The 10,940-nt window shown below is 70.1% G+C and carries 13 protein-coding genes; 8 read left to right on the top strand and 5 right to left on the bottom strand.

What is annotated here, in order from left to right:
- The first annotated feature begins 170 nt into the window (after positions 1-170).
- Together map (GEMRO_RS0124520) and map (GEMRO_RS31635) are read left to right on the top strand one after the other, a co-directional pair.
- Positions 171-1,022 (top strand): type I methionyl aminopeptidase, encoded by an 852-nt coding sequence (gene map, locus GEMRO_RS0124520; protein ID WP_407645440.1) that lies wholly within the window; start codon positions 171-173, stop codon positions 1,020-1,022.
- A gap of 10 nt (positions 1,023-1,032) precedes the next feature.
- Positions 1,033-1,797: a type I methionyl aminopeptidase gene (gene map, locus GEMRO_RS31635; protein ID WP_035485940.1), complete on the top strand. Its 765-nt coding sequence runs from the start codon at positions 1,033-1,035 to the stop codon at positions 1,795-1,797.
- 14 nt (positions 1,798-1,811) lie between these two features.
- On the opposite strand, the gene GEMRO_RS0124510 is transcribed toward map (GEMRO_RS31635), so the two are convergent.
- The gene (locus GEMRO_RS0124510; protein WP_027136130.1) at positions 1,812-2,600 is read right to left on the bottom strand and encodes an SDR family NAD(P)-dependent oxidoreductase; all 789 of its coding nucleotides are present in this window, start codon (positions 2,598-2,600) and stop codon (positions 1,812-1,814) included.
- A gap of 108 nt (positions 2,601-2,708) precedes the next feature.
- Here GEMRO_RS0124510 and GEMRO_RS0124505 point away from each other — a divergent pair, with 108 nt between their 5' ends.
- The 4 genes from GEMRO_RS0124505 to GEMRO_RS0124490 all read left to right on the top strand — a co-directional run bounded on the left by GEMRO_RS0124505 (position 2,709) and on the right by GEMRO_RS0124490 (position 4,768).
- A complete protein-coding gene (locus tag GEMRO_RS0124505) occupies positions 2,709-3,248 on the top strand; it encodes a TetR/AcrR family transcriptional regulator (RefSeq protein WP_027136129.1) in 540 nt (179 codons plus the stop codon).
- A 137-nt stretch (positions 3,249-3,385) separates the two neighbouring features.
- Positions 3,386-3,802: an outer membrane protein assembly factor BamE domain-containing protein gene (gene bamE / locus GEMRO_RS0124500; protein WP_027136128.1), complete on the top strand. Its 417-nt coding sequence runs from the start codon at positions 3,386-3,388 to the stop codon at positions 3,800-3,802.
- A 10-nt stretch (positions 3,803-3,812) separates the two neighbouring features.
- Complete coding sequence (locus GEMRO_RS0124495; protein WP_027136127.1) at positions 3,813-4,334, top strand: hypothetical protein; 522 nt, start codon at positions 3,813-3,815, stop codon at positions 4,332-4,334.
- A gap of 8 nt (positions 4,335-4,342) precedes the next feature.
- Positions 4,343-4,768, top strand: coding sequence for a hypothetical protein (locus tag GEMRO_RS0124490; protein WP_027136126.1), 426 nt, complete (start codon positions 4,343-4,345; stop codon positions 4,766-4,768).
- A gap of 16 nt (positions 4,769-4,784) precedes the next feature.
- Here the strand turns inward: GEMRO_RS0124490 and trhA are convergent, their stop codons facing one another.
- From trhA to GEMRO_RS0124470, 4 genes are all read right to left on the bottom strand, one after another.
- A complete protein-coding gene (gene trhA / locus GEMRO_RS31630; RefSeq protein ID WP_205625076.1) occupies positions 4,785-5,375 on the bottom strand; it encodes a PAQR family membrane homeostasis protein TrhA in 591 nt (196 codons plus the stop codon).
- A gap of 77 nt (positions 5,376-5,452) precedes the next feature.
- Complete coding sequence (locus GEMRO_RS0124480; RefSeq protein ID WP_027136125.1) at positions 5,453-6,046, bottom strand: BPSL1445 family SYLF domain-containing lipoprotein; 594 nt, start codon at positions 6,044-6,046, stop codon at positions 5,453-5,455.
- Positions 6,047-6,156: 110 nt separating this feature from the next.
- Positions 6,157-7,779 carry an electron transfer flavoprotein-ubiquinone oxidoreductase gene (locus GEMRO_RS0124475; RefSeq protein WP_027136124.1) on the bottom strand — a complete coding sequence of 541 codons (1,623 nt, stop codon included), beginning with the start codon at positions 7,777-7,779 and terminating at the stop codon, positions 6,157-6,159.
- 124 nt (positions 7,780-7,903) lie between these two features.
- Positions 7,904-8,881 (bottom strand): TMEM43 family protein, encoded by a 978-nt coding sequence (locus GEMRO_RS0124470; protein WP_027136123.1) that lies wholly within the window; start codon positions 8,879-8,881, stop codon positions 7,904-7,906.
- Between the two features lie 53 nt (positions 8,882-8,934).
- Between GEMRO_RS0124470 and GEMRO_RS0124465 the strand changes: the two genes are divergently transcribed.
- Complete coding sequence (locus GEMRO_RS0124465; RefSeq protein WP_205625075.1) at positions 8,935-9,576, top strand: DNA-3-methyladenine glycosylase family protein; 642 nt, start codon at positions 8,935-8,937, stop codon at positions 9,574-9,576.
- A gap of 284 nt (positions 9,577-9,860) precedes the next feature.
- A complete protein-coding gene (locus GEMRO_RS0124460; RefSeq protein WP_027136121.1) occupies positions 9,861-10,937 on the top strand; it encodes a glycosyltransferase family 2 protein in 1,077 nt (358 codons plus the stop codon).
- The last annotated feature ends 3 nt before the right edge of the window (positions 10,938-10,940 follow it).

The raw sequence follows: 10,940 nt of genomic DNA, 5'->3' as shown, positions 1-10,940 counted from the left end.
GGGCTCAGCGTGTAGCCGGACCCGTCCATCCCCCGACATCCTGCGATTCCTGCCGAATGAACCGCCCGATCAAGCCTGCCAAGAGCATCTTCAAGAAGCCCGACGAGCCGTTCGACCTGGCGTCGATGGCCGGCCTGGAAGCGGCTGCGGAGACGTTCGCCAACAGCTTCATCGAGCACGGCCTGGAGAGCCGCCCGATCCCGATCCATGACGAGGCCGGGTTCGAGGGGATGCGCCGGGCCGGAAGGCTGGCCGCCGACACGCTGGACTTCATCACGCCGCATATCCGGCCAGGGATCAGCACGGCCGAGCTCGACCGGCTGATCGAGCGCTACATGCTGGACCATGGCGGCATCCCGGCCACCAAGAACTACAAGGGCTACCCGGCCTCCTCCTGCATCTCGATCGGTCGGGTGGTGAACCACGGCATCCCCAGCGAGAAGAAGCTGCTGCAGCCGGACGACACGCTGAACATCGACGTCACCGTGATCCTGGACGGCTGGTACGGCGACACGTCCAGGATGTTCGCGCTGCCCAAGGCCAAGGTGAAGGACCTCCTGCTGATCGAGCGGACCTTCGAATCGATGTGGGCCGGGATCGACGCGGTGAAGCCCGGGGCCACGCTGGACGACGTGGGCTGGGCGATCCAGAAGGTCGTCGAGGAGCGCCGCCACGGCGTGGCCTTCTCGGTGGTCGAGGAGTTCGTCGGCCACGGCGTCGGCCGCAACTTCCACGACGCGCCCGAGGTCAAGCACTACAAGATCCCGCGCAAGCTGCAGGTCGAGAAGCGCCCGCCGGTGGTGCTCAAGCCCGGGATGTTCTTCACCATCGAGCCGATGGTGAATGTCGGCCGCCCGGATGTGCTGGTGCTGGCGGATGGCTGGACCTGCGTGACCCGCGACAAGACCTCCTCGGCGCAGTTCGAGCACACGGTGGGGGTCACCGAGACCGGGGTGGAGGTGTTCACCCGCTCGGCGCTGGGCTACGAGAAGCCGCCCTACCAGATCGTCCGGACCGGCTGACCCGGCGCCGATGGCGATCGTCCGCCACGGGCCCGAGGCGTTCGCCCAGATGCGTGTTGCCGGCCGGGTCGCGGCCGGCGCGATGGCGCAGGCCGGAGCTGCGGTGGCGCCCGGCACCAGCACCGCCGAGATCGACCGGATCGTCGAGGCCAGCATCCTTGCCGAGGGCGGCCTGCCCGCCACCAAGGGCATCCTGGGCTTTCCCGCCGCCGCCTGCATCTCGGTCAACCACACGGTGTGCCACGGGATTCCCGGCGCGCGGAAGCTGGCGGAAGGCGACCTGGTGAAGATCGCGTTCAAGGCACAGGTGGACGGCTGGCATGCCGGGATCTGCCGGACCTTCCATGCCGGGACGCCCACGCCGCGCGGCCGCCTCCTGGCCCTGCGCGCCGAGCGGGCGCTGGCGGCGGGGCTGGCGGTCCTGCGCCCGGGCGTCACCCTGGGGGATCTCGGCCATGCCATCCAGCAGGCGGCGGAGGCGCGGGTCGAGGGGGTGGGCTTCGCGGTGCTGCGCGATCTGGGCGGCCACGGGATCGGCCGCGAGTTCTTCATGGAGCCGCACGTCGCCCATCACGGCCGGCCAGGCGAGGGCGATGTCCTGGAGGAGGGCATGTTCCTGTCGGTCCAGCCGATCCTGGTGGCCGGCAAGCCCGCCACCAAGACGCTGCCCGACGGCTGGTCGGTGGTGACCCGCGACCGCGCCTGGTCGGCCCAGGCCGAGGACACGGTCGGGATCACCGCCGACGGGGTGGAGGTGTTCACCCGTCCCGGCTGAGGGTCGGCCGGGTGTCAGGCGGCGCTGCGGTAGCGCTCGGCGGCATGGGCCTGCATGAAGTTCGGCAGCATGGCCTGGCGGGCGGCCTCGTAGGCAGCCCACTGGCCGGCATCGGGCAGCGGCGGGATGGTGACGGGCTCGCGGCGGTCGAAGCCGGCCAGCGCCGCATCCACCAGCTCGGCCGTCTCCATCACCGCCGGCAGCTGGTCGACATCCCGGCCGGCGTTCGACCAGATTTCCGTCCGGGTCGCCGAGGGCAGCACCGCCTGGACATAGACGCCCCTGGGCCCGAGCTCGAGCTGGAGGCCCTGGCTGAAGAACAGCACGAACGCCTTGGTGGCGCCGTAGACGGCGAGGCCAAGCTCGGGCGCCAGGCCCACCACCGAGCCGATGTTGACGATGCTGCCGGCACCAGCCTCCACCAGGCGCGGGGCCACGGCGCTGGCCAGTCGGGCGAGGGCGGTGGTGTTGAGGGCGATGATCCGGGCGACCTCCTCCGGGTCCTGCTCCAGGAAGCCGCCGGCGGAGATGGCGCCGGCATTGTTGACCAGCACGCCGATGCGCTGGTCGGTGCGCAGGCGGTCCTCGACCCGGGTCAGGTCGGCCTTCTCGGTGAGGTCGGCGCGGAGGATCTCGACCTGGACCCCGGTCTCGCCGCGCAGGCGGCCGGCGAGTGCCTCCAGGCGCGCCTGGTCACGCGCCACCAGCACGAGATCGTGGCCGCGCCGGGCGAAACGTTCCGCATAAACGGCGCCGATGCCGGTCGAGGCCCCGGTGACGAGAACGGCGGGATGGCTGGCCATGGGATGCTCCTTCGCGGGCTTGCGGACCCGTAATCATGATGGCGATCATCTGAATGCATTCATGATGGGCATCATGTATGCTGTCAAGCAGCACGAGGGGGAGGGACCATGAAGGTCAGCCGCGAGCAGATGCTGGAGAACCGGCGCCGGATCCTGGAGGCGGCCAGCCGCCTGTTCCGGGACAAGGGCGTGGCGGCCGTGACGGTGGCGGAGGTGATGAAGGCAGCCGGGCTGACCCATGGCGGCTTCTACGGGCATTTCCAGTCCAAGGACGAACTGGTCGCCTGGACGGTGGAACATGCGCTCGCGGCCAACTTGGCGGGCGAGGTGGAACTGGCTGAGTTCGCCCGGAGCTACCTCTCGCCCCGGCACCGGGACGAACGGGCCGGCGGCTGCGCCACCGTGGCCCTGGGCCCGGAAACGATCCGGCAGACGCCGGAGGCGCGGGCGGCGATGACCAGGGGCCTGCGGCGCCAGATCGAGCGCCTGGCCCGCACCGCCCCGGGCGCGGACGAGGCGGCCAGGCGCCAGGCCGCGATCGGCAGCTGGGCGGCCATGGTGGGAGCGCTGCTCCTGGCGCGGATCAGCGACGATTCCGACCTGGCCGAGGAGATCCTGGGGGAAACGAAGGCCTGGATCGAGAGGTGAAGCACGTCCGCCTGGGCCACGTTACTTTTCGGTCACATCGGATACATGTCCGCACCTTTACCGGAAAGGAAACAGTTGCCGGTCAAGGCGCTGCCGCCCATTCCTGGCTTTCCAGCAAAGTATCCAGGAATTCATGGGTGGCTAAGAAAGTATTTTGGCTCGCGGCACTGATGCTCGCGGCGCCGGCAATCGTCTCCTGCACATCACCGCAGCAGTTGTCCCAAAACGTTTCCGATCCGTCGCAGGACCGCATTTCGGTCGGCACTGTCCAGCGCGAGATCAAGGTCGGGATGTCGAGCGCCGAGGTCGTCGCCGCGCTGGGCTCGCCGAACATGGTGACCACCGACAAGCAGCGGCGCGAGACATGGGTGTACGACAAGGTCGCCACCAGCAACGTCCAGTCGTCCTCCAGCGGGTTCGTGTTCCTGCTGCTGGGTGGCGCCGAGGGTGGCAGCTCGGCGCAAAGCTCCTCGCAGCGGACCCTGACGATCATCATCAATTTCGATGAGGACAACCTGGTCCGCGACTACTCGTACCGCCAGTCGTCGTTCTGAGGGCGCCCCGATGAAACGCCGACTCGTCGTCGCCGGCCTGGCGCTGGCCGTCGCCGCATGCCAGCAGGGCATCCCTCCCGAGGCCCTGCAGCTCGACAGCGAGAGCCTTCAGCGCCGCCAGCTGCAGACCCGCGTCTTCGACACCACCGACGAGACCGCCCTGCTGCAGGCGGGCGCTGGCGTCATGCAGGACCTGGGCTTCTCCCTGGACGAGAGCGAGACCGATCTCGGGGTCATCGTCGCGTCGAAGACCCGCAGCGCCAGGGAGAGCGGCCAGATGGCCAACGCCATCATCATGGCGGTCCTGCTCGGCGTGGACGTGCCCACCGACGACCAGCAGAAGATCCGGCTGGCCTTCGTCACCACCCCGCTGGAGGGCGACCGGACCAGCACGCGGGTGACCTTCCAGCGGATCGTCTGGAACGACCGGGGCGACGTCTCCAGGCAGGAGTTCCTGGGCGAGCCCGGGCTCTACCAGGAATTCTACGACAAGCTGTCCCAGTCGGTCTTCCTGACGGCGAACGCGATATGAGGTCGACCATGCGCACGGGCCTGCTGGCCGCCATCCTGGCCGCCACCACCATCCTGGCCGGCTGCCAGACCAACAGCCGCGACCAGATCCTGCAGAGCAGCGCCAGCGCGGTGCAGCTGCGCAGCTTCCAGACCCGCACCTTCGACACCGCCGACCGGACCCAGACGCTGCGCACCGTGATCGCGACGCTGCAGGACCTGGGCTTCGTGGTCGACAAGGCCGATGCGACGCTGGGCTCGGTCAGCGGCACCAAGCTGGATGGCTATGCGCTGCGGATGACCGTGACGGTGCGGCCGAGCGGCGCCGAGCAGACCATGGTCCGGGCCAATGCCGAGTACAACGCCGAGGCGGTCGAGGATCCGGCGCCCTACCAGCGCTTCTTCGAAGCGCTGGAGAAGGCGATGTTCCTGACGGCCCACGAGGTGGAGGGCTGAGAGCGGGCGCCTGCCCTCAGCCGGTCGCCTCGTCCAGCACGACCAGGTAGTGGCAGGCAGCCCCGGCCAGCACGAAGACGTGCCAGATCGCGGTGTGGAAGCGCAGGCTTCGCCAGAGATAGAAGGGCACGCCCAGGCTGTAGACGATCCCGCCCGCCACCAGCAGCGCCAGGCACGAGCCGGACAGGGCGGCGGCGATTCCGCCAGGGGTCAGCAGGATCGTCCAGCCAAGCCCGAGATAGAGCGCCACCGACAGCCATTCGGGCACCGGCACCGCCAGGAGCTTGATGGCGACGCCGAACAGGGCCACCAGCCAGACCAGCGCCAGCAGGAACAGGGCGCTGTCGCTGCCGACCGCGATCGCCAGGAGCGGGGTATAGGTGCCGGCGATCATCAGGAAGATCGCGGCGTGGTCGAACCGGCGCAGGCGGTGCTTGCGGTTCGGCTCGCTCGCCAGATGGTAGCGGGCCGAGCAGGCCAGCATCGCCATGAGCCCCAGCGCGTAGAGACCGAGCGCGGCCGCCTGGCGCAGGCCGGCCTCGGGCAAGGCCGCCAGGGCCAGGACGATGCAGGCGAGAGCGCCCAGCGCCAGCCCGGTCAGGTGCACGACCTTGTCGGGCAGCTCGCCCGGCAGGCGCCACGCGCGCTGGCCATCAGCGCGCGTAGGGGAGGAAGCAGCTTCGTTCAGGGCTCGAACTTGGTGATCTTCTGGCCCTGGATCGAGGCGTCCGCCATCAGGCCGGAGGTGTTGTAGACGATCGCCTGGACCGGCGAGTTGGCGGTGCGGGTATCGATGGTGCCGCCGGCACCGATCTGCAGCAGCGCCACCGAGGCGTCGGCGCCGGCCGTCCAGCCACTGCTGTTGCGGAAGGATTCCAGCGCCTCGTCGGTGTTGAACAGGATCACCTGCGACGCGTTCTGGACGCCGGCGGTCAGACCGAACGAGCCGGCGGCCAGCTGGTAGTAGCCCACCGTCTCCTTGTTGACGCGCAAGGCGCCCTCGCCGAACTCCGCACCCGCGATGAAGCCGGCCTTAGTGATGGAGGGGAACACCAGCACGCCCTTGGCGTTGTTCACCAGCGCCTCGGCGCCGGGCGCGGCGCGATAGAGGTCGAGCAGCGCGGTGTCGACCGCCGAATCCAGCGTCGCGGCCTTGGAGGGCTGGGCGGTCGCCTCGGCGGCGGGCGTGCCCGGTCGCTCGGTGCCGGCAGGAGCACAGGCACCGAGCAGGCCGGCCGAGACCAGCAGGGCGCAGGCAGTGAGCGTCGCAGACTTCATGGCGTTCTTCTCCAGTCTTCCGAGCGAGACAGGAACATCGTCGGCCCAAACTACACGGTCAATGTTTAAACCAGGGCAGCCGCGGCTTCCGAGCGTTCCGGCCCGCCCGGTCACATGGTCCCGTAGACCGGGCCGCCGCCGCCCTGCGGGGTCACCCAGTTGATGTTCTGGGTCATGTCCTTGATATCGCAGGTCTTGCAGTGCACGCAGTTCTGCGCGTTGATCTGCAGCCTGGGCTCGCCGTTCTCCTGGACGATCTCGTAGACCGCCGCCGGGCAGTAGCGCTGCTCCGGCGCATCATAGGTCGGCAGGTTGATCCGGGTCGGGACGGTCGGGTCCTTGAGCCGCAGGTGGCAGGGCTGGTCTTCCTCGTGGTTGGTGCCGGAGAGGAAGACCGAACTCAGCCGGTCGAAGGTCAGCTTGCCGTCGGGCTTCGGATAGTCGATCGGGTGGTGCTTCGACTTGGGCTCGGTGGCGCCGTGGTCGGTGTGGTGGTGCAGGGTCCAGGGCGCCTTGCCGCGGAACACGTAGGTGTCCATCGCGGAGAAGGCGAGGCCGGCATAAAGGCCGCGCCGGAAGGAGGGGCGGATGTTGCGGACGCCGTGCAGCTCCTCGTACAGCCAGGAGCTGCGGAACAGGGCCGGGTAGGAATCCAGCGTGACCGGCTGGTCGCCGGTCGCCTTGAGCGCCTCGGCCGCCGCCTCGGCGCACAGCATCCCGGACTTCATCGCGGTGTGGGTGCCCTTGATCTTGGGCACGTTCAGGAAGCCCGCGGTGTCGCCGATCAGGGCGCCGCCGGGAAACACCAGCTTGGGCAGGGACTGCAGGCCGCCCTCGCTCAGCGCGCGCGCGCCGTAGCCGATCCGCCTTCCGCCCTCGAAGACCGGCCGCATCGCCGGGTGCAGCTTCAGGCGCTGCATCTCGTCGAACGGCGACAGATAGGGGTTGGCGTAGTCCAGGCCGACCACGAAGCCGAACGAGACCTGGTTGTCCTTCCAGTGGTAGAGCCAGGACCCGCCATAGGTCTTGGGGTCGAGCGGCCAGCCGATCGAGTGGACCGCCAGGCCCTTCTTGAACTGGGCGGGGTCGACCTCCCAGAGCTCCTTGATGCCGATCCCGTAGGTCTGCGGGTCGACGCCGTCGCGCAGGTTGAAGCGCTCGAACAGGGTCTTGGTCAGCGAGCCGCGGCAGCCTTCCGCGAACAGGGTCAGCCGGCCGACCAGCTCCATCCCGGGCTGGTAGGCGTCGGTCGGCTTGCCGTCACGCCCGACACCCATGTCGCCGGTGGCGACGCCGCGCACCGCACCCCGCTCGTCGTAGAGCACCTCGGCGGCGGCGAAGCCTGGGTAGATCTCGACGCCCATGGCCTCGGCCTGCTCGGCCAGCCAGCGGCACAGAACGCCCAGCGAGATGATGTAGTTGCCATGGTTGTGCATGGGCGGCGGCGTGGGCAGGCGGCGGGCACCCTTCTCGGTCAGGAGCAGGAACTGGTCGTCGGTGACCTCGGTCTCCACCGGCGCGCCCATGCTCTTCCAGTCGGGCAGGAGCTCGTTCAGGGAGCGCGGCTCCAGCACCGCCCCGGACAGGATGTGGGCGCCGACCTCCGCGCCCTTCTCGATGATGCAGACCGAGAGGTCGTCGCCGGCAAGCTGCTTGAGGCGGATCGCGCAGGCGAGGCCGGACGGCCCGGCGCCCACGATCACCACGTCGTAGGCCATCTGCTCGCGTTCCATGCCCGTTCCTTCCCTGCAGGTCCCGACGGCCACGCCTCCAGCGCTGCCTCGACTGGGGGTAGCACGCGCCCGCCCACGTTTGAAGCGATCTGGGAGAGCGAAAAATCTACGGCGTGAGCGTGGGTTAGCGGAAGCGCACGAGTAACCAGACGGTTACGGTGGCGCCCAGCCACATGAGGAGTCCGCCAAGCCCGCCCGTGGTCCGGATGTTGCCGCCAAGCTCGGCCAGCAGCTCCGGGGCCAGGCGCTTGAGGGCGAATGCCAGGATGAAGCCGCCCAGCAGGAACACCGCCAGGGTGAGCAGGCGCAGCTTCCAGGTCTCGGTCGCGGACAGGGTCGCCGCCTTGCCGACCAGCTCGTCCGCCGGAACGTCGCCGAGCGCTCCCAGCGCCAGCTCCTCGCCCTGCTCGTCCGCCAGGGTGGTGAGGCGCCCGTCCTGCGCCCGGCCGATCAGGGTCACCCTGGCGAGCGGCACCGACCGGTAGCGCAACCGGATGTCGCCGGGCGCCGGCCGGTCCGGGTCGCCGGACCACCACCAGTCGCTGCCCCGGGAGAACGGGCCGAGCTCGCTGAGCTCGATCCGGTCGGGCAGGCGCACCGGCTCCGTCGCCCGGATCGCGTGCCAGAGCGCATGGTCGGCGCTCCAGGCGCCCAGCCGGGGCGAGGGCGCCAGGAACCGCTCGCTTTCCAGGCGCAGGGGCGGGTTGGGGTGGGCGCCGCCCCCGTCGCGGAACCGGCTGGAATCGATCCGGCTGGCCGACCAGACCAGATGGTAGCGCAGGTCCCGGCCGCCCTGGGTGACGATCTCCTCCTCCCGCCACTGGGCGGTCTCGACGATCCGGTCCAGGCGCAGGACTGGGAAGCTCTTATCGAGCGCCGGCTCGCGGACATGGCCGTCGGCGCTGACCGGGCCGGCGACCCGCAGGATCTCGCCCTCCAGCGCCGGCTCGACCTCCTGATGGCCGGCCTCGACCAGCTCGGCCTGCACCAGGCCGCGCAGGTCGGCACCGGCCCCGGCGCGCCGTTCGTTCCAGACGGTCGCCAGCGCCGCCGCGACCACCAGGAGCAGGCCGACGACGAGCGGCACGATCGACTTGCTCAACTTGCGGCTCCCATGCGAGTTGCCGGTGGCGATACGGGCGAAGACAGGATCTGGTGGCGAGGAACAGGGTGGACGAGGAGAAGATCCGTCGCGGCATGCAGGAATTGGCTGCGCGTGACCCGCAGGTCGCGGCGTTGCGCGCCAGGATCGGCGACCCGCCCCCGCGCATCCAGCCGCCGGGCTTCGCCACGCTCCTGCAGATCATGACCGCCCAGCAGATCTCGACCAAGGCGGCTGCGGCGATCTGGCGGCGGCTGGAGGAGGCGGCGGGGGAGCGTCCCGACCATCACTGGCTGGCGGCGCAGACGGTCGAGACCCTGCGGGCCTGCGGCATGGGGCGGCGCAAGATCGACCATGCCCGGGCCATGGCCGCGGCCGTGCTGGACGGGGCGCTCGACCTGGACGGGCACGACCTGGCCAGCGAGGCGGAAATCATCGCCCAGATCGTGGCGGTGCCGGGCTTCGGGCGCTGGAGTGCCGACATCTACCTCCTGTTCGCGCTCGGCCGGGTTGACGTGTTCCCCGCCGACGACCTGGCGATGCAGATCGCCTACCAGCGCCTGCGCGGCCTGGAAGCCCGCCCGAGCGCCAAGGCGCTGCGCGCGATGGTGGCGGACTGGGCGCCCTGGCGTGGGGTGGGGGCACTGTTCCTCTGGCATTACTACGGTGCCACCACCCTCGAAGCCGCCGGCTGAACTCACCCGGCGGCGGATCCGCAACGTCAGAGCAAGCCGCTTCATCGTCCATGTCCGATCGTGGTAGGGGATCCTGAACGGATCGGGCCGGAGCGGGCCAGGCCGGGCAGCGCGGAACGCGATGCTGCGCTCAGCCGGCTCTGGGACGCCCGGTGCGTTTGCCCTTGGTCGGAACGAGGCCGGATGCTCGGCAGGCAGGTATCATGGTGCCGGCGGGAACGGGTGCCGCCGCGGACGGTGCGCGGCGAGAAGTTCCTCCGGCATGATCCGGGCGGCTCCTGCGCATGAGCGGCCGGACGGCGTGCGGCCGTATCACCATCTGCATCATCAACTATAACGGGGCCGGCCATCTGCCAGCGACCCTGGCCTCGGTGCAAGCGCATGCCGAGGCGGACGCGGAGATCCTGCTGGTCGACAACGCCTCCGCCGACGGCAGCCCGGAACTCGCGGTCCAGCTGTGCCCCGGCCTGCGCGTCCTGGCGCTGCCAACCAATCTGGGCCCGGCCGGGGCGCGCAATGCCGGGTTCGCCGCCGCCGGCTGCGACCGGATCCTGTTCCTGGACAACGATGTCCGGCTGACCGGCTCCACCCTGGCGATGCTGGGCGAGACCCTGGATGCCCGGCCGGAGGCGCTGGTGGCGGTTCCCAGGGTCCTCTACGAGCGGCAGCCGGCGGTGATCCAGTACGAGAGCGCCGACTGCCACTTCCTGGGGCTGATGATCCCGCGCCATGCCGACCGCGAGGCCGCCAGCGTCGCCGCCATTCCCGCACCGACCGGTTCGGTGGTGACCGCCTGCTTCCTGATCGACCGCGGCCGCTGGCGCGGCGCGGTGCCGTTCGACGAGGATTTCGGCTTCAACCTCGAGGACCATGATTTCGGGGTGCGCGCCCGCTTGCTCGGCCACGAGCTGTGGATCGACCCGCGCGCGGTGGTGCTGCATGGCCAGGGCACCCGCGGCCTGTCCTACCGCCCCGGCATGACCGCGTCGCCGCAGCGCGTGTTCTTCCTAGTGCGCAACCGCTGGTTCGTGGTCGCCAAGAGCTATTCCGGCCGCTCGATCTGCCTCCTGCTGCCGGCCTTGTGCCTGTACGAGCTGGCGCAGCTGGGCTTTCTGAGCGCCTCGGGCATGCGGCCGGCCTGGTGGGCGGCGCTGCGCTCGCTGCGCTCGGCCTGGCCGGCCCTGCGGGAGAAGCGCCGCCTGGTGCAGTCGACCCGCAAGGTCGCCGACCGCGCGATCTTCCGGCACGGGCCGCTGCCCCTGACCGGCTGGGTGCGGCTCGGCCGGCGCAAGAAGGCGGCGGTGTGGCTCCTGGAAGGCGCCCTGAACGGCCATTTCCTCTGCGTGCGACGGTTCCTGTGACGA

The organism is Geminicoccus roseus DSM 18922 (genome assembly GCF_000427665.1).
Lineage (GTDB): Bacteria > Pseudomonadota > Alphaproteobacteria > Geminicoccales > Geminicoccaceae > Geminicoccus > Geminicoccus roseus.
Note: the sequence above shows the minus strand (reverse complement) of the source record. Positions and strands in the feature narration are given on the sequence as shown.

Excerpts from the sequence above, each read along its gene's own strand:
- GEMRO_RS0124475 (WP_027136124.1), bottom strand. The coding sequence starts at position 7,779 with ATGGAACGCGAGCAGATGGCCTACGACGTGGTGATCGTGGGCGCCGGG.
- GEMRO_RS0124480 (WP_027136125.1), bottom strand. The coding sequence starts at position 6,046 with ATGAAGTCTGCGACGCTCACTGCCTGCGCCCTGCTGGTCTCGGCCGGC.
- GEMRO_RS0124495 (WP_027136127.1), top strand. The coding sequence starts at position 3,813 with ATGAAACGCCGACTCGTCGTCGCCGGCCTGGCGCTGGCCGTCGCCGCA.
- GEMRO_RS0124505 (WP_027136129.1), top strand. The coding sequence starts at position 2,709 with ATGAAGGTCAGCCGCGAGCAGATGCTGGAGAACCGGCGCCGGATCCTG.
- GEMRO_RS0124510 (WP_027136130.1), bottom strand. The coding sequence starts at position 2,600 with ATGGCCAGCCATCCCGCCGTTCTCGTCACCGGGGCCTCGACCGGCATC.
- map (WP_035485940.1), top strand. The coding sequence starts at position 1,033 with ATGGCGATCGTCCGCCACGGGCCCGAGGCGTTCGCCCAGATGCGTGTT.
- GEMRO_RS0124490 (WP_027136126.1), top strand. The coding sequence starts at position 4,343 with ATGCGCACGGGCCTGCTGGCCGCCATCCTGGCCGCCACCACCATCCTG.
- GEMRO_RS0124460 (WP_027136121.1), top strand. The coding sequence starts at position 9,861 with ATGAGCGGCCGGACGGCGTGCGGCCGTATCACCATCTGCATCATCAAC.